The 16,631-nt window shown below is 66.4% G+C and carries 20 protein-coding genes; 10 read left to right on the top strand and 10 right to left on the bottom strand.

Translation table 11 applies throughout. The features are described 5' to 3' along the window. Window positions 1–63 precede the first annotated feature (63 nt). On the top strand, window positions 64–360 hold the full coding sequence (locus SCH01S_RS13280; protein ID WP_046349285.1) for a hypothetical protein: 297 nt from the start codon (window positions 64–66) through the stop codon (window positions 358–360). A gap of 36 nt (window positions 361–396) precedes the next feature. Here the strand turns inward: SCH01S_RS13280 and SCH01S_RS13275 are convergent, their stop codons facing one another. The 3 genes from SCH01S_RS13275 to SCH01S_RS17360 form a co-directional block, all read right to left on the bottom strand. Further along, the gene (locus SCH01S_RS13275; RefSeq protein ID WP_157032937.1) at window positions 397–1,242 is read right to left on the bottom strand and encodes a hypothetical protein; all 846 of its coding nucleotides are present in this window, start codon (window positions 1,240–1,242) and stop codon (window positions 397–399) included. Between the two features lie 190 nt (window positions 1,243–1,432). Next, window positions 1,433–1,768, bottom strand: coding sequence for a hypothetical protein (locus SCH01S_RS13270; protein ID WP_046349283.1), 336 nt, complete (start codon window positions 1,766–1,768; stop codon window positions 1,433–1,435). 11 nt (window positions 1,769–1,779) lie between these two features. After that, window positions 1,780–1,914: a hypothetical protein gene (locus tag SCH01S_RS17360; RefSeq protein ID WP_281174996.1), complete on the bottom strand. Its 135-nt coding sequence runs from the start codon at window positions 1,912–1,914 to the stop codon at window positions 1,780–1,782. Between the two features lie 171 nt (window positions 1,915–2,085). Here SCH01S_RS17360 and SCH01S_RS13265 point away from each other — a divergent pair, with 171 nt between their 5' ends. Beyond that, the gene (locus tag SCH01S_RS13265) at window positions 2,086–2,949 is read left to right on the top strand and encodes a LysR family transcriptional regulator (RefSeq protein ID WP_052733939.1); all 864 of its coding nucleotides are present in this window, start codon (window positions 2,086–2,088) and stop codon (window positions 2,947–2,949) included. On the opposite strand, the gene ligD is transcribed toward SCH01S_RS13265, so the two are convergent. Both ligD and ku read right to left on the bottom strand, forming a co-directional pair. Further along, complete coding sequence (ligD, locus tag SCH01S_RS13260; RefSeq protein WP_046349282.1) at window positions 2,946–5,462, bottom strand: DNA ligase D; 2,517 nt, start codon at window positions 5,460–5,462, stop codon at window positions 2,946–2,948. The genes SCH01S_RS13265 and ligD overlap by 4 nt on opposite strands. Before the next feature lie 129 nt (window positions 5,463–5,591). Further along, complete coding sequence (gene ku / locus SCH01S_RS13255) at window positions 5,592–6,485, bottom strand: non-homologous end joining protein Ku (protein WP_046349281.1); 894 nt, start codon at window positions 6,483–6,485, stop codon at window positions 5,592–5,594. Window positions 6,486–6,574: 89 nt separating this feature from the next. Between ku and pdxH the strand changes: the two genes are divergently transcribed. Both pdxH and SCH01S_RS13245 read left to right on the top strand, forming a co-directional pair. Beyond that, window positions 6,575–7,153: a pyridoxamine 5'-phosphate oxidase gene (pdxH, locus tag SCH01S_RS13250; RefSeq protein ID WP_046349280.1), complete on the top strand. Its 579-nt coding sequence runs from the start codon at window positions 6,575–6,577 to the stop codon at window positions 7,151–7,153. Then, a complete protein-coding gene (locus SCH01S_RS13245; RefSeq protein WP_046349279.1) occupies window positions 7,150–8,085 on the top strand; it encodes a cation diffusion facilitator family transporter in 936 nt (311 codons plus the stop codon). Before pdxH ends, SCH01S_RS13245 begins: the two co-directional genes overlap by 4 nt. Window positions 8,086–8,202: 117 nt before the next feature. Here the strand turns inward: SCH01S_RS13245 and rpoZ are convergent, their stop codons facing one another. Further along, entirely contained in the window at window positions 8,203–8,544 is a 342-nt protein-coding gene (rpoZ, locus tag SCH01S_RS13240) for a DNA-directed RNA polymerase subunit omega (protein ID WP_046349278.1), read from the bottom strand. A 104-nt stretch (window positions 8,545–8,648) separates the two neighbouring features. Between rpoZ and SCH01S_RS13235 the strand changes: the two genes are divergently transcribed. After that, the gene (locus SCH01S_RS13235; RefSeq protein ID WP_245612264.1) at window positions 8,649–9,794 is read left to right on the top strand and encodes a phospholipase D-like domain-containing protein; all 1,146 of its coding nucleotides are present in this window, start codon (window positions 8,649–8,651) and stop codon (window positions 9,792–9,794) included. Continuing rightward, on the top strand, window positions 9,791–10,321 hold the full coding sequence (locus SCH01S_RS13230; protein ID WP_046349276.1) for a GNAT family N-acetyltransferase: 531 nt from the start codon (window positions 9,791–9,793) through the stop codon (window positions 10,319–10,321). The genes SCH01S_RS13235 and SCH01S_RS13230 overlap by 4 nt, the downstream gene beginning before the upstream one ends. Here the strand turns inward: SCH01S_RS13230 and SCH01S_RS13225 are convergent. After that, window positions 10,318–10,932 (bottom strand): class I SAM-dependent methyltransferase, encoded by a 615-nt coding sequence (locus tag SCH01S_RS13225; protein ID WP_046349275.1) that lies wholly within the window; start codon window positions 10,930–10,932, stop codon window positions 10,318–10,320. The two genes, SCH01S_RS13230 and SCH01S_RS13225, sit on opposite strands and share 4 nt — an antisense overlap. A 197-nt stretch (window positions 10,933–11,129) precedes the next feature. Here SCH01S_RS13225 and SCH01S_RS13220 point away from each other — a divergent pair, with 197 nt between their 5' ends. The 3 genes from SCH01S_RS13220 (at window position 11,130) to ung (ending at window position 14,799) form a co-directional block, all read left to right on the top strand. Next, window positions 11,130–12,344, top strand: coding sequence for an MFS transporter (locus SCH01S_RS13220; RefSeq protein ID WP_046349274.1), 1,215 nt, complete (start codon window positions 11,130–11,132; stop codon window positions 12,342–12,344). A 62-nt stretch (window positions 12,345–12,406) separates the two neighbouring features. Beyond that, window positions 12,407–14,038, top strand: a complete 1,632-nt coding sequence (locus SCH01S_RS13215; RefSeq protein WP_046349273.1) for a S10 family peptidase — start codon at window positions 12,407–12,409, stop codon at window positions 14,036–14,038. A 59-nt stretch (window positions 14,039–14,097) separates the two neighbouring features. Continuing rightward, window positions 14,098–14,799, top strand: a complete 702-nt coding sequence (gene ung / locus SCH01S_RS13210) for a uracil-DNA glycosylase (RefSeq protein WP_046349272.1) — start codon at window positions 14,098–14,100, stop codon at window positions 14,797–14,799. Here ung and SCH01S_RS13205 read toward each other — a convergent pair. The 3 genes from SCH01S_RS13205 to SCH01S_RS13195 form a co-directional block, all read right to left on the bottom strand. Then, the gene (locus SCH01S_RS13205; RefSeq protein ID WP_046349271.1) at window positions 14,788–15,303 is read right to left on the bottom strand and encodes a 2'-5' RNA ligase family protein; all 516 of its coding nucleotides are present in this window, start codon (window positions 15,301–15,303) and stop codon (window positions 14,788–14,790) included. The genes ung and SCH01S_RS13205 overlap by 12 nt on opposite strands. Before the next feature lie 68 nt (window positions 15,304–15,371). Continuing rightward, on the bottom strand, window positions 15,372–15,644 hold the full coding sequence (locus tag SCH01S_RS15920; RefSeq protein WP_052733938.1) for a hypothetical protein: 273 nt from the start codon (window positions 15,642–15,644) through the stop codon (window positions 15,372–15,374). A gap of 198 nt (window positions 15,645–15,842) precedes the next feature. Then, window positions 15,843–16,241: a DUF1801 domain-containing protein gene (locus tag SCH01S_RS13195; RefSeq protein ID WP_046349270.1), complete on the bottom strand. Its 399-nt coding sequence runs from the start codon at window positions 16,239–16,241 to the stop codon at window positions 15,843–15,845. An 80-nt stretch (window positions 16,242–16,321) separates the two neighbouring features. Between SCH01S_RS13195 and SCH01S_RS13190 the strand changes: the two genes are divergently transcribed. After that, window positions 16,322–16,594 (top strand): hypothetical protein, encoded by a 273-nt coding sequence (locus SCH01S_RS13190; protein ID WP_046349269.1) that lies wholly within the window; start codon window positions 16,322–16,324, stop codon window positions 16,592–16,594. Window positions 16,595–16,631: the final 37 nt, after the last annotated feature.

Raw genomic sequence — 16,631 nt, 5'->3', positions numbered from 1 at the left:
GTTAACCATTCTTCAAAACCCTCACCCCAGTCTGTGCCATGCAGCAGAAGGGGATTTGCTGAGATGGGTAGCAGCTACAAAAGCGCCGCATTCCTGATTGAGAGCCGCCTTGCGGGCGCCGCACGCGGCGACGCGGATGCGTGTTTCGATCTGGGCATCGCCTATTCGTCGGGCGCCGGCGGCCTCGAAGTCGACCTGGTCGAAGCGCACAAATGGTTCAATCTGTCGGCCCTGTCGGGCTCCATTCGCGCCGCCGAATGCCGCGCCGAAGTCGCCGACGAAATGACCGCGCGCGAGATCGCCGAGGCGCAGCGCCAGGCCCGCGCCTGGCTGAACGCGACGCAGCGCCGAGCGGCCTGACAAGTTCCCCTCCCTCGAGAGGGAGGGGTGATCACCTTACTTTCCTGCTTCGCCGTCGTCCGTTTCGAGCGCGGCGAGCGCTTCGCGGAGCGCCTTTGCGGCATCGCGGACGGCCTTGATGCGATCGGGCGCGAGCGCCGGCTTCGGCACATCGACGGCCGCGACCTGGACCGGCTGCGCCTCGACGGCCTTTTCCGGCATCGGCGCAGGCGGCGGGGGCGCCGCTTCGGCCACCTTCACCGCATTCGGATCGACCGCGACGGCCGGCCCTTCCGGCTCGACCGGCGCGAGATCCGGCCATTCGTTCTGGGCCGCTTCCTGTGCGACCTGCGGCACCGGCTCGGGCTGCGGCACCACTTGCGGCGCAGGCGCGAGTTCTGCCCGGCGGGCGGCATATCGCGGCTCGGGCGCGCAGAGCACGGCATCGTCTTCGTCGGGCACCGACTGGATCATGTCCATCAGCCCGCGTTCGGAGACGTAGCCCGCTTCGCGCAATTCGGCCGCGGCATCCGCACACCGATCGGGGGTGAAATCCGCGTCTGAGAATTGATTGCCCAGCGCGGTTTCATATTCCGAAAAGGCGTTCAGGCCGGCGGCCGGACCGCGGGTGCGGATAAAATGTTCGCGCACCAGGGCCTGCTTTTCCGCGATCAGCTCGCGGTTGGCGCGGACGAAGCGGTTGTAATCGACGCCGATGCCGGGTTCCTGATCCCGGCAGTTGAGCATCGCGACCAAAAGCGATGTCTTGAACCGCTGGACCTTCAATGCATCCAATTCGCTGCCCTGCCAGCAATCCTTGTCGAACGAACCGACGCTTGCGTGCAGCGGCGCGGACGCGCACGACAACAGCAGCGCTAACGCGCTGAAACGACGACCAATCATGTGATGTCCCCTTCATGGCCGGCGCCCGCCTACCGCTCTTACGGTCGAGGAGAGTCGCCGGATGTGAGACTATCACATCACTTATCCACAGCAACGGCAAGCCGTTCAGAAAAGGCGGTAAATCCCGCCCGTTTCTGTTCAGGAACGATCAGGCGAGTTTCCAACGCGATATTGCGAAGCCGGAACAATATCAGGCGGCAAGGTCCAACCGATCCGTGGCGTCGGACGTGACCAGTTCTATGAGCATGGCTTCGCCTATCCAAAATTCTACAAGCCCGCTTCGATGCAATTCCTCGGCGTGGAAGCCGTGCGCACAGGCGATCTCCATCACTCCTTCGACCGGCATCGCGGTTTCAAGCAACAGGCGCGCGATTCCCGCGCCCGACGGATTATCCGGCCGGCCCTCGAGAACGTGAACGGCGCCGCCGACCGTCCAGACATTCCCCGCGCGCATGCTTGTGGGAGCGGCCAGCAGGACGGCCAGCGCCGCCGCCGTGCGCTGCGGATCTTCCGCGTGAACGATCATCGGCGCCGCCCTCAACGCTGCACGGAGAGGATCGCAAAGAGCAGCAGCAGGCCGCCCATGCTGAGAAAGATGCTCGCAAGCACGGCAAGGCCGTCGTTTGGCGCCGGTGGAGGATGCGTTCCAGTCAGAGTCACCATCGTCTTCATACTCCGGACAAAGCTCCGCCGCGGCCGAAAGCGCTATGTCGCCGGGCACAGGAAGAGGGTCGATCGCGGTGTTCGCCGGCATTCCGGCCGGGCCCGCTCTAGCGGCGTCGGCGCTGGACAGACAATCGACGATCCTGCAGACTCGTTCTGCAAATCTGCAGAAGGGGCGGCATGCGGCAGTGGGAATGGAGCGATGTGCGCTGCTTCCTGGCGGTCGCCCGCCACGGCGCGACGCTGCGAGCGGCGAAGGAGCTGGGCATGAACCAGACCACCTGCGCCCGCCGGATCGCCGCGCTTGAGGAAGCGCTCGGCCTTCGCCTGTTCGACAAATCGGGCAGCGGTTATGAGCTCACGCCGGCAGGGCGCGACCTGATCGAATGCGGCGAGCGCCTGGAGGATTCTGCCGACGCGTTCGCTGCTGCGGCCGGCGCCCTGAACCGCGCCGCCAGCTTCGCGCTGAAGCTGACGACCGTCGATGGCTTCGAGCACCCGCTGGTCGCGCCCGCCGTCGCTGCGGCCCGCCGCAAGCTCCCCGGCCTGAGCGTCGAGATCGACGTCGGCAGCGAGCGGCGCGACCTTCTCCGTGGCGAGGCCGACCTGGCGGTGCGCGCCGGGCCGGAGCCGGACGAACTCGGCCTGGTCGCCCGCAAGCTCGCGCAGACGCCGTGGGGGCTGTACCGCCACCGCGATTATCCGGACACGGTCACGCCAGAGACGATGCTGGATCACCCGATTGCCAGCGTGGACGGGTACCCGCTCGAATCGACCCGCGCGCTCGCGCCCCATGTGCGGATCGTCCACGTGACCACCAGCCTGACCGGCCTGCTCGCGGCGTTGCGCGGCGCCGATTGCATTGCGGGCCTGCCGCTGTTCGTCGGCGACGCGGAGCCGGACCTGGTCCGTTGCGGCACGTTCGATCCCGACCGTTCAGGACTATGGGCTGTTTACCCGGAGCGGCTGCGCGGGCGGCAGGAAATCCGGGTGCTGGTCGACTGCCTTGCGGACCAGGTGAAAGCGCTCGGCTGGCCCGCCTAGAAATCGGGCAGCACCTGATCCGCGACGCCCCAGCCATGCAGCGCGCGTGAATTGGCCCGCGCCACCAATTCCTCTCCATCCAGCACGGTGAAGCGACCGGCGGTGTCGAGGTCCTTCAGCTCTTCCCAGCTGACCGGCGCCGCGACCGGCGCATGCGGGCGCGCGCGGGCGGCATAGGGGAGGATTGCGGTCGCGCCGCGCTGGTTGCGCAGATAATCGACGAAGATGCGGCCGACGCGCTTGGCCTTCGACATGTTGGCCACGAACCGCTCCGGCTCCGATTGCTCCAGCGCCAGGGCGAACCGGTGCGTGAAGTCCTTCACGGCCGGCCATTCGGCCTTGGGCCTGAGCGGCGCGACGACATGCACGCCCTTGCCGCCGGTCAGCATCGGGAAGGTGACGAGGCCGAGGTCGCCGAGATAGCGCTTGAGGTCGAACGCCGCCTTCTTCACCTGCTCGAAGCCAAGCCCTTCGTCGGGATCCAGGTCGAACACGACCCGATCGGGCTTCTCGATATCGGGCACCAGCGAGCCCCAGCCGTGGAGCTCGATGGTCCCCATCTGCACACAGGCCAGCAGCCCTTCGGCCGAGTCGACGTAAAGATAGTCCTCGGTCGACCCGTTCTTCTCCTTGACCGGCACATGATGCACATGCCCGCCGAAGCTTCCGGAATCATGTTTCTGAAAGAAGCACTTCTTGGCCCGGCCTTGCGGGCAGCGCACCAGGCTGATCGGCCGGTTGGCGAGCCAGGGCAGCATGATTCCCGCGACCTGCGCATAATAGGTGGCAAGCTGGCCCTTGGTGATGCCGGAATCCGGATAGATGACGCGCTCGGGATTGCTGATCTTGATGCTGAGTTCTGGCGCCGCGGGTGGCTCGATCGGCCGTTCCGGCGCGACATCGGCCGGCTTCTTGTCCTCGCGCAGAGCGATGAAGCTGCCGTGACGCACGACATTATCGGCGGTGAATTCGGTGAAAGCGATTTCGGCGACCAGCTCCGGCTTCACCCAGCGGGCCCCGCGCACGGCTGCGCGCGGCGCCTCGACGGTCGGCTTGTCGGTCTTCAGCTTGTCGAGCTTCGCGCTCAGCTCCTCGATCAGCTGCGCGTTGAAGCCGGTGCCGACCTTGCCCGCATAGCGCAGCTTGCCGTCCTCATTGAGGCCCAGCAGCAGCGCGCGGAATCCGCGGCCTCGCGCCTCGCTGGGTGTCCAGCCGACGATCACGAATTCCTGGCGCTGGATGCACTTGATCTTCAGCCAGTTCTGCGTGCGCTTGCCGAGATAGGCGGCGTCGGCCCGCTTGGACACGATTCCTTCGAAGCCCTCGCGGCACATCGCCTGGAACAGCTTTTCGCCCTCGCCGATCACATGCTCCGCGAACAGGATTGGCTCCTCGGCAGGGATGATCGTGCGCAACAGCTCCTTGCGTTCCAGATTGGGCAGCCGCTTCAGGTCTTCGCCGTCGAGCGAGAGAAGGTCGAACGCGAACATGGTCAGGTCGCGGCTGCCGCGCGTCAGTGCATCCTGCAGCGCCGAGAAATTGGGCTTGCCGGCCTGATCTAGCGCAACGACTTCGCCGTCGATCAGCGCGGCGCCGACGTCCAGCTTGGCGGCCGCCTCCGCAATGACGGCGAATTTGTCGGTCCAGTCCAGCCCGCTGCGGGTGAACACCTTCGCCTTGCCGCCGCCGACCGCGAGCAGCACACGATACCCGTCATATTTCGCCTCATGCAGCCAAGTCGAGCCGGCCGGCACCGTGTCGACCAGTGTGGCGAGCTGGGGGGATTCGAACTTCGGCAATCCTCCCCGGGACGGGGAGGGGGACCGCGCCGCAACGCGGCGTGGTGGAGGGGGCCCAGCCTTCCGCTGCTTCTGACCGGGGCCCCCTCCACCACGCTTCGCGTGGTCCCCCTCCCCGTCCCGGGGAGGATCTTTTCCCGCCGCAATCTCGTCCATGGTCCGCCCGGTGCTGACGCTCGTCAGGCAGCGATCCACCAGGTCGCCCGAGCCGCCCGCATAGTCGTCGTCGATCTTGCGCAGCAGCCAATTCTCGGTTCGCTCCTTCGGCCGCGGCTTCAGCCGGATCAGCAGCCATTCGCCCTTCATCCGTTCACCATCCAGGATGAAGTGCAGGTGTCCCTTCTCCAGATCCTTCGCGCTCTTTCCTTTGACCGGCGCCCAGGTGCCCCGGTCCCACAGCATTACCGTGCCGCCGCCATATTCCCCTTTCGGGATGGTGCCTTCGAAGGTCGCGTAGGACAGCGGATGGTCCTCGGTCCTGACCGCAAGGCGCTTGTCCTCGGGATCGAGACTGGGGCCGCGCGTGACCGCCCAGGATTTGAGCACGCCGTCCACTTCCAGCCGCAAATCCCAGTGGAGGCGCGTCGCATCGTGCTTCTGGACCATGAAGCTGTGCCCCGCCGCCTTGGCGACGGTACCGGCCGGCTCCGCGGTTTTCGTGAAGTCCCGCTTGGCGTTGTAACGGGCAAGGGGATCGGTGCGGGCGGCGGCCATGGCTTAGTCCTCCCCACCCGGTTTGGCCTGAGCCTGTCGAAGGCCTCCCTTCTCCTTCGAGCGTCGAACAAAGGGACGGGAGGGCTTCGACAGGCTCAGCCCAAACCGGTGCGGGGGAACAGGCATGAGCTAACCCGCCGCCCTCTTCTTCGCGGGAGCCGCCTTCTTCGCGGGCGCCTTGGCCGCCGGCTTCCGGGCCGGCTTCTTCGTCTCGGTCTCGCCGCTTTGGGCGCCTGGCCGCTCCAGCGACTTCTTTAAGGCCGCCATCAGGTCGACGACATTGGAGCCGCGGCTGGGGGCTGTTTCCTCCGGCTCGGGCGCGACCTTGCCGCCCTTGGCCTTCAGCTTTTTTTGCACCAGCTCCTTCAGCGCATCGACATAGCGATCGTGGAACTGATCCGCCTTGAACGGCGCTGTCTTCTTGCTGATCAGCGTTTCCGCGAGGTCGAGCAGTTCCTCGTCGGGCTTCGTGTCCGGAATATCGCGGAAATAGCCCTGCGCCTTGTTGACCTCGTCGGAATAACGGAGCGTTTCCAGGATGATGCCGCGCCCGCACGGCTTCAGGCTGATGATGTATTCGCGGCCGCGCAGCGTCAGCTGGCCAAGGCCCACTTTCTTGGTGCGCTTCAGCGCCTCGCGCAGGACGATGAACGCTTCCTCGGCAAGATCGTCGGCGGGGACAACGTAATAGGGCTTTTCGAAATAGAGCACGTCGATCTCGTGCGCGTCGACGAACTGGGTCAGCTCAAGCGTCTTCTTCGATTCCAATTTGACCGCGTCGATCTCGCTTTCGTCGAGCAGGACATAATGTCCTTTCTCATATTCGAAGCCCTTCCGGATATCCTCCGGGTCGACCGGTCCCACGCCGGGTGCGACCTTTTCATATTTGATCCGCTTGCCGGTCGGCTCGTGGATCTGGTGGAACTGGATCTGCGCGCCGCTCTTCGTCGCCGAATAGAGCTCGACCGGAATCGAGACGAGCGCGAGTCTGATCTGTCCCTGCCAATAGGCGCGTGCGGCCATGAGTCACCTTCGTTGCGAGACCGATTCAATCGCCGGAACGCCCGGTGGTTCCTTGCGGGGCCTCGCCGCGCCACTTAAACGCGCGAGAAATGGAGACCGACCCGCTCGATCTGTTCCGCGACTGGTACGCCCAGGCGCGAGAGACGGAGATCAACGACTCGAACGCAGTGGCGCTCGCCACCGCGGATGCCGCGGGACGGCCGTCGCTGCGCATGGTGCTGCTGAAGGGCTTCGATGAACGGGGTTTCGTCTTCTACACCAACCGGGAAAGTCGGAAGGCCGGCGAGCTGGCCGCCAACCCGCACGCGGCGCTCCTCTTTCACTGGAAGTCGCTGCGCCGCCAGGTCCGGATCGAGGGGCCCGTCAGCCTGGCTTCCGACGAAGAGTCGGACGCCTATTTCGCCTCGCGCAGCCGCAATTCCCAGCTCGGCGCCTGGGCGTCGGACCAGTCGCGCCCGCTCGACCGTCGCGAAACGTTCGACCAGCGGTTCGAGGCGATGCAGCGCCGCTTCGACGGCCAGCCGGTACTGCGGCCGCCGCATTGGGGCGGCTATCGCGTGATGCCCGAGCGGATCGAGTTCTGGCAGGACCGCGCGCACCGCTTGCACGAACGGCGGCTGTTCGAGCGCGCCGGCGACGGCTGGCGTGAAGGCTTGCTCTACCCATGAGCGACCCCCGCCTGAAGGAGCACGGCTCGCTGACCGCCCGCGCGGCGATCGCCAGCGTATCGATGGCGCTCTTCCTGCTCGCCCTCAAAGCCTATGCGGCGTGGACGACCGGCTCGGTGGCGATGCTCGGCTCGCTTGCCGATACCGCATTCGACGTCTGCGCATCGCTGATCACGCTCTACGGCGTGCGCCTCGCCGCCCAGCCGGCGGACTATGACCACCGTTTCGGGCACGGCAAAGCCGAGGCGCTGGCGGCCCTGGTCCAGGTCGCGCTGATCGCGGTTTCTGCAACGGGGATATTGTGGCGCGCGGTCGAGCGGCTGCGCAGCGGCGGCGAGACGCAAGGCGCAGAATTCGGCATCGGCGTATCGGTCGTCGCGATCCTGTCGACGTTCCTGCTCCTCGCCTATCAGCGTCGGGTGATCGCGCGCACGGGATCGGTCGCGATCCACGCCGACAATGTCCATTACCAGTCGGACCTGCTGCTGAACGGCAGTGTCATCGTCGCGCTGGCGCTCGAGCAATTCGTCGGCCTGCGCGGCGCCGATCCGGTGTTCGGGATCGGCATTGCCGCCTGGCTGGGCTGGGGGGCGTGGAAGGCGTCGTCGGAAGCGATCGACCAGCTGATGGACCGCGAATGGCCCGAGGAGCGGCGCCGCCGGTTCGTGGAGTTGGCCAATGCGCAGGCGGGCTTTCGCGGCATTCACGACCTGCGCACGCGGACCAGCGGCGCGCATGATTTCGCCCAGTTCCACGCCTGGGTAGACCCGAACATGACGATCGCGGAGGCGCATGACGTCGTCGAAGCGGCCGAGCAGGCGCTGCACGCGGCGTTTCCGGGCGCGGAAGTGCTGATCCACCTCGATCCCGAAGGGCAGATCGACCGCGCCGGGCATCATGACGAGGATTTGCGCGAGACGCCGGAGACGTGAGGCGCGGCATCAACAAAAGAAAAAGGCGCGGGAATAAATCCCGCGCCGTCGGTCCGGCTTTGCCGGCCGGCCGGAGTTCGCCGGCTCTTCGCCTAAGCTGCGCTTAGGCTCGGCGGCTCACTCGTAATCCCCGCCCATATTCTGGTTGCGGGGCGGAGCGGCGGCGGTGAGGCGCAGCGCCTCGGCCTGCTGCGCCAGCGAGCCCAGCTCGTCCACCGCATCGTCGTCATCGACCTGCACGCGCTGCAGGCTGCTGACCAGCGTGTCGTGCAGGCTGTCCGGGCGGATCGTCTCTTCGGCGATCTCGCGCAGGGCCACGACCGGATTCTTGTCGCGGTCGCGATCGATCGTCAGCTCGGCACCGCCCGACACCTGCCGCGCGCGCTGGGCAGCGAGCAGCACCAGGTCGAACCGGTTCGGGACCTTGTCGACGCAATCCTCGACGGTAACGCGCGCCATTGAACGCTCCAAAAATTCGCGACTTCGGGAAGGGGCGCGACATAGGGAGCATGGGGCCCTGAGTCAACTTGCACGTCTCGCCGCCGTCGCGCATGAGGCAAGCCGTGCAAGGGGAAAGCGACAGCTTCGAAGTCGACGGCAACCGCCTGACATTGCTGGTTGCGCCGCGCGACCGATTGACCGGATTGCTCGCGTTGATCGAAGGCGCGCAGGAAAATCTGCGCCTTCTCTATTACACCTTCGCCGACGACCATACCGGCGGACGCGTCCGGAACGCGCTGGTCGCCGCCTGCGAGCGCGGCGTGCAGGTCAGCCTGATCATCGACGGCTTCGGCAGCGATCCGGAGGACGCCTTCCTGCAGCCGCTCCGCGACGCCTGCGTCGACATCTGCCGGTTCCTGCCGCGCTACGGACGCCGTTTTCTGCTGCGCAACCACCAGAAGCTCTGCATCGCAGACGAAAAGCGGCTGGTGATCGGCGGCTTCAACATCGAGGACGCTTATTTCGAGGGTCCGGAGGAGAATGGCTGGCGCGATCTGGGGCTGATCGTCGAGGGCCCGGCGGCCGGCCGGCTGGTCGGCTATTTCGACGCGCTGTCCGCCTGGACCAAGCGGCCCAAGGCCCGCATGCGTGACCTCAGGCGCGCGCTCCGCCGCTGGAGCGAGCCCAAGGGCAAGGTGCGCTGGCTGCTCGGAGGGCCGGCGCGGCGGCTGAGTCCCTGGGCACGCACCTTGCGAACCGACATGCTCGGCGCCCGCTCGATTTCGCTGATCGCCGCCTATTTCGCCCCCAGCCCGGCGATGCTCCAGCGGCTCGATAAGGTCGGTATTCGGGGGCAGGCCCGAGTGATTACCGCCGCGAAATCGGACAACAGCACAACCATCGCCGCGGCGCGGTTCACCTATCCGGGGCTGTTGCGAAAGGGCGTGCGCATCTTCGAATATCAGCCGTCGAAGCTGCACACCAAGCTCTACATCATCGACGACGCCGTCCATATCGGCTCTGCCAATTTCGACATGCGCAGCCTGTTCCTGAACATGGAGCTGATGCTCAGGATCGAGGATCGGGCCTTTGCAGAGCGGATGCGCAGCCTGTTCGACCACGAACTGCAGGACAGCGTCGAAATCAAGCTGAAGGACCTGGCCGGCTGGGGCCACACGCTCGCCCGCGCGCGCAATGCCGTCGCCTATTTCCTGGTCTCGACGCTCGACTATGGCGTGACCCGTCGCCTCAACATCGACGCGGAATGACATTCACGCTCCGCCCCGCGGTCGAAGCCGACCTGCCGGCCCTCCGGCTTCTGATGAATCGGGCAATCGACACGCTGCTGCTGCCCTGGTTGGATGCGGCGCAGGTGCGCGCCAGCCATGCGATCATGGGGCTCGACACCCAGCTGATCGCGGACCGGACCTATTTCGTCGTCACGTCAGACGACGCGTTCGCGGGCTGTGGCGGTTGGAGCCGCCGCGCGACGCTTTATGGCGGGGATCACAGCACCGATCTGCGCGAGCCGCGACTGCTCGATCCTGCAGCGGAGCCGGCCCGGGTCCGCGCGATGTACACCGATCCGGCCTTCGTCCGCCGTGGCATCGGGCGCATGATCCTTGAGGCCTGCGAGCAAGCCGCGCGGACAGAAGGCTTCAGCGCCGCCGAGCTGATGGCCACGCTGGCGGGCGAGCCGCTTTATGCCCGGGCGGGGTACAGACCGATAGAGCGAGTGACCGACGCCACGGGTGGCGCGCCCGTCCCGCTGATCCGGATGCGGAAGAGTCTCTAGCCCTTGCGCGCCCAGAACAGGCGCATCGGCGGGATATTGAGCCACTCGAACCCGCGCTCGATCGCATGGAAATGCGGACCGATATAGTCGGCGACCTTGGCGGAGACCTGATAGACCAGGAACGCGCCATCCATCTTCAGCACCGCCGCGGTCTCGCGCGCGATCTGGTCGCCGACGCCGTCCGGCAAAGTCGAGAATGGCAGGCCCGAAAGCACATAATCGGCCTGGTCGAATCCGAAATCGGCGATGATTCGCCGCACGTCCGCCGCCGAGCCGCGCACGGCATGGAAACGCGGGTCGACCACTTCCTTGCGCAGGAACGTGACGAAGTCGGGATTGGTGTCGATCGCGATAAGAGTCGCGTCCGGGCCCAGCCGATCGAGGATCGGCCCGGTGTAGGTGCCGACGCCGGGACCATATTCGACGAACAGCTTGGCGCGTCCCCAGTCGACGGGAGCGAGCATCTTGTCGACCAGCGCTCGCGAAGAGGGGATCACCGATCCCACCATCGCCGGATGCTTCAGAAACCCCTTGAAGAACAGAGCCAGCGGATGGCTCGGCCGGCGCCGGGGGAGAGCCCCGGCCTTCTGGCCGGCGGAGGAAACGGGCATTGACGAACCTCTTTCTTCGTTTCAGCGCCGTCGCAAATCTTTCAGACACTTGCAACCGTGCTTCCGGCCGACCCCGCTCTGTTCTATCGCGCCTGCTGATGAGGGCGGACAGCATCGCGGCAGGGCACCGGGGTTCGGGCACAACGCAGGGTGAGGCAGTTGGTGCCCCGCCTCCTTTCGCGCTGCTGTTCCTCGTCATGCTGACGATCGCGGCCGGAAACACCGCGCTGCAATCGGTGCTGCCGGCGCTCGGCCGCTCGCTGAAGGTGCCGGACAATGCGGTCGCCGCCGCCTTTTCGGTGTCGGCGCTCGTCTGGGTGATCTCGGCCCCGTATTGGGCGCGGCGGTCGGACCGGCAGGGTCGGCGACGGATGGTGCTGTTGGGGCTGTTCGGCTTCTGCTCGTCGGTCTTCCTGTGCGGCACGTTCCTCGCTGCGGGCATCCTCGGCTGGCTGGCGCCGCTGCCGGCCTTCGGCTGCTTCATCATCGCCCGGATGCTGTACGGCACATTCGGGGCCGCCGCTCCTCCGGCCGCGCAGGCGATCGTCGCCGCCGGCACCTCGCGCGAGGAACGGACAAGGGCGCTCACCCTGCTCGCCTCCGCCTTCGGGCTCGGCACGATCCTGGGGCCGGCGCTCGCCCCGTTTTTCGTGCTGCCGATCGTCGGCCTTTCGGGACCGGCGTTCGTCTTTTCGATCTTCGGCATGGGCATGCTGCTGGTCACGTCGCGCCTGCTGCCCGACGATGCGCCGGGCAGCGCCCACGGCGCCGCGACCAGCTATCCGTCGATCGGCGGCGAGCCGACCGGCGCCAGCGTCCGTGCCGCGACGGCGGAAGACCGGGGAAAATCGATGCCGCTGACGGAGCCGCGGATCTGGCCGTGGATGTTGGTCGGACTTGTCACCGGACACGCGCAGGCGATGACGGGCCAGGCGATCGGCTTTCTGGTCATCGACCAGCTTCACCTGTCGGCAGCGCAAGCGGCGGCGGAAACGGGTGTCGTGCTGATGGTCGGCGCAGGCTCGGCCCTGCTCGCGCAATGGGGGCTGATACCGAACCTGAAGCTCCGCCCGCGCGAACTTGCCATTTCTGGCGCGATGCTGGCGGCGGTCGGCTGCGTGCTGACCGGCCTCTCGCATTCGCTGCACATGCTGGCGGTCTCCTACGGCCTGGCCTCGCTCGGCTTCGGCTTTCTGCGCCCCGCCTTCACCGCCGGCGCATCGCTTGCCGTGGGGCATCGCGAGCAGGGCGCGGTCGCGGGGCGCACGACCTCCGTCAACGGCGCCTGCTTCGTGCTTGGCCCCTCGATAGGCGTCGGGCTCTACCAATTCTGGGGGCCTCTTCCCTACTGCGTGGCCGGGGCGGCGCTGGTGATCATGCTTCCCTGGCTGTGGACGCGGCTAAGGCCCTGATTGACCGGCGGGTTTCGAAATTGCATGGCCTCTCTCGGGTGGTCGAGGAGAGAGGCAAGAGGATGCGTTCGACGATCGCGCTGATAATGTTGATGACAGCAGTGGCAGCCCCGGCACAGGAGCGCGCCCCCGACAAGGGCCCCGCCGCTTCCAAGATGGCCAAGTCCCATCAGGAAGAAATGATCGCCGACGCGGAAGACGCCTGGGTCAAGCCGCCGGTCGACGAAGCAAGCGCGGTCAGCCACGGCGCGGTCACCGTCGGCGGCCAGCGCATCGCCTATACCGCGACCGCCGGAACGCTGACGATCCGCGACAATGACGGCAAGCCGACGGGCTCGATGTTCTATACCGCCTATACCAAGGACGGCGCTCCGCCCTCGTCGCGGCCGGTGACGTTCTTCTACAATGGCGGGCCCGGCTCTGCGACCGTGTGGCTGCACATGGGCAGCTTCGCGCCGGTCCGCGTGACGACCGCCAATCCGGAATATATCCGTCCCGCGCCGTACGGCTTCGGGCCTAACCCGCATTCGCTGATCGACAAGACCGACCTGGTGTTCATCGACGCGATGGGCGCGGGCTGGTCGCGGCCGCTGGGCGCCAAGACTGGCAAGGATTTCTGGGGCGTCGACCAGGATGCCGACGCCTTCGCCCGCACGGTCGAGCGCTATGTGACCAAGGCCGGGCGGTGGTCCTCGCCCAAATTCCTGTTCGGCGAGAGCTATGGCACGCTCCGGAACGGCGCGGTCGCGGCGCTGCTGGAGGAACGGGGCCTGAGCCTCAACGGCATCGTCTATCTGTCGTCGATCATGAACTATGGCGTGCGGCAGCCCGGCTATGACGCCAATTACCTGGCGCTGTTCCCCGGCTATGCAGCGACGGCCTGGTATCACAACCATCTCCAGAATCGGCCGGCCGACCTGGAAACTTTCCTGCAGGAAGTGCGCGCCTTCACCGCCGGGCCCTATGCCGCGGCCCTGGCCAAGGGTTCGACGATCAGCCCCGAAGAGAAGCGCCAGATCGCCGAGCAGATGTCGAAATATATCGGCATCAGCCCGGACTTCATCCTCCGCGCCGACCTGCGCGTCGACCTCAATCACTTCCGGACCGAGCTGCTGCGCGACCGGCGGCTGGTGATCGGGCGGTTGGATTCGCGCTACACGCTGATCCCCGGCGACGCCAATGCCGAGCGGGCGGAGGACGATCCTGCCTCCACCGCGATTTCCGGTGCGTTCGTGTCCAACTTCATGGACTATGCAAAGAAGACGCTCGGCTATCAAACGGCGATGCCGTATAAGATCTCGGCCCACGACAAGGGCTTCGACTGGGATTGGAAGCACCGGCCGCCGGGCGACAATTATCCGCAGAACACCCCCAACACCGCCGTCGACCTGGCCTATACGATGCGCACCAATCCGTATCTGAAGGTGCTGTTCCTGAACGGCTATTACGACATGGCCACGCCGTTCTTCGGCACCGAATTCGACGTCAGCCACATGCTGCTGGAGCCGTCACTGCAGAAGAACGTCGCGTTCAAATACTATGAGTCCGGCCACATGGTGTACGTGAACCCGGCCGAACTGGCGAAGATGCACGACGATCTGGCTGTCTGGTATGACCAGACGCTCGCCGACGCCCGTTCCAGCCAGCCGCCCGCGGCACCGGTCGCGCGATCGGGCGGGTCGGGGCCGCACTAAGGCCAGGGCTGCCTCGCTCAATTTGACACCGCCGCCGCGCTTGCGGATGCCGGCGGCCGATGGGCGAGATCAAACTGCATCCGGGCTGGCTGGACCCGCTTCGCGGCGAGTTCGCCAGCCCGTATATGGCCGAGCTGCGCGCTTTCCTCGTCGCCGAGAAGCAGGCCGGCAAGCACATCTTCCCGAGCAGCGGCGAGTGGTTCCGCGCGCTCGACCTGACCCCGCTCGATCAGGTTCGGGTCGTGATCCTAGGGCAAGACCCGTATCACGGGCCCGGCCAGGCGCACGGCCTGTGCTTTTCCGTGCGCCCCGGCACCCGCATCCCGCCGAGCCTGGTCAACATCTACAAGGAGATGGAGGCGGACCTGGGCATCCCGCCCGCGCGCCACGGCTTCCTGGAGCATTGGGCCAAACAGGGCGTGCTGCTGCTGAACAGCGTGCTGACGGTCGAGATGAGCCTGGCCGCATCGCACCAAGGCCGCGGCTGGGAGCGATTCACCGACGCGGTGATCCGGCTGGTCAACGCACGCGCAGAGCCAGCCGTGTTCCTGCTTTGGGGCAGCCACGCGCAGAAGAAGGCGGCGTTTGTCGACTCGACCGACCGCGGCGGACGGCACCTCGTTCTCAAGGCGCCGCACCCGTCACCGCTCTCCGCTCATTCCGGCTTCTTCGGCTGCCGCCATTTCTCCCAAGCCAACGCATTCCTCGAAAGCCGCGGGCAGACGCCGATCGACTGGGCTTTGCCAGCGTCAATCGAATAATTGGCCTTGCCTGGGCCGCAACGGCCAGCGGCCGAGTTCGACGTGCCCCCGCCCATGGATGCTTTCGATGAGAAGCAGATGTGTCGCGCGCAGAACGAACGGTGTGATCACCCGGCTGCTTCTGGCGGGGCGGCCGTATGCCAGCGAGATGTGCGGATCGGCAGAATAGTCCGGGAAAGGGATATTTGCCCCCCGCAGATGACGCTGCAGGTCCGTTCGGAAGGCCTTGAACGCACGCACCGCGGTGGCCCGCAGCGCAGCGCCATTGAAGCGGTTGAAGGCGATTACAAAGGGCTCACCGCAAAATCGTTCTATGAGAGTTCGGACACGCTGAACGCCGCCGGCGTCCATTTCGCTGCGGTCCCAAAGCGGCAGCACTGTGCTGTGGAGCCGGTCGTGCGGGTAGTCGGTGGGCAAGCCCTGCTCGTATCTAAAGCACTCGATCGCTTGCGCCAGAAGGCCGTCCGGCTTGAACATGAAGTAAATGGGACGGTCGCCTGTCATGGATATCCTGCTCGACTCGGTTCAGATGTTCGTATTATGTTCTCGCGTTCGTCGAGTCGAGCCGCACCCTATTCGAGCGACCCGCCGCGGAGCGGGCCGAGGCTGCGCAACGGAGAATAAGGGCTCGCCTCGTTCGCGTCATAGTCAACGATTCGGACGCAGCTTTGCGCCTGCCGATGACTCGCCCCCGCTTGCCACGGCCTGGCGGAGGGCTCGCCGCCGGAGAGCTTGGTCAATCGGAAGCACTTCCATTCCGGCGCGCCGAGCGGACCGCGGCTGGTCTCGCCGCCGGTCTGATAGACAAGCGCGACCGCGTCGCCGCCGCTCTGGCCCAGGATCACAGGACAGATTTCGCGCTGGTGCCCGTCATAGGTGCAATCGAGCGGAACGCGATTTTCGATCGCCCGGCGAGCAGAAGGTAGAGCGATTCGGGCATGCCCGAGTTCCAACGCCCGCGCGCCGGATGCGTTCGCAGGAAGGCAGCTCATCCCCGGCTAGAATTAAATGGAAGCGATGTCGGACGCGGGGAGGATCGCAGGCTAGGCCAGAGCGCGGCGCACATCGTCATAGGCGCGCGTGATCAGCGCGGCGATTGCCGCCTCGTCGGGCGCCTCGCCGGCGCGGAGCTTCAGGTGGCGCATGCGCTTGCCTGTCCCTTGCAGGAGCCCGGCGGGATCGGGCAACAGCGCGCCGCGAAAGAAGCCGATCGCAGCGTGCGCGGTGAACGCGTTTACACAGCCGAAGGGCGCGTCGGCCACGCAGGCGACCGGACAGCCATCGTGCAGCGCCTCGCGCACATCGCCGCCGCACGCGCGCATCCGATCGAACCACGGCCTAACGACCCAGCGCAGCGGATCGGTCAACGCGAACCACGCCTCGATGCGCGGGTCGCGGGGCCAGGTCGAGCCGATGCGGAACAGGGCGTCGGGGCGGATCATCGGGGGGCCAATATAGAGCGAGCTGCCGGCGTTAGCGGCAGACTATCGGAAGAGCGCACTCGCCGCTATCCTGTCCGGCTGTGCAGGTCGACGCAGTGCCAAACGAGACGCTGCCCATGAGCCGGAGCCGCAAGAAATCGCCCTTCACGGGCTTCACCACCGCGCGCAGTGACCAGCCCTGGAAGGCCGAGGCGGCGCGCGCCTTTCGTCACGCCGCGGCGCAAGCGCTGCGGCTCGATCCGGGTGGCGTGGCGCTGCCGGTCAAGCGCTCGGCGCGCGTGAACCCGTGGGATGCGCCGAAGGACGGAAAACAACGGATTGCCGAGCCGGGATGGAAGGATTTGCGCAAATGACGGCGCGGCGGGCAAGGGGCGCCGCGGCCGGCCTGGA

This window comes from Sphingomonas changbaiensis NBRC 104936 (assembly GCF_000974765.1).
Taxonomy (GTDB): Bacteria; Pseudomonadota; Alphaproteobacteria; order Sphingomonadales; family Sphingomonadaceae; genus Sphingomonas_B; species Sphingomonas_B changbaiensis.
This window is presented reverse-complemented; position numbering and strand designations above follow the sequence as displayed.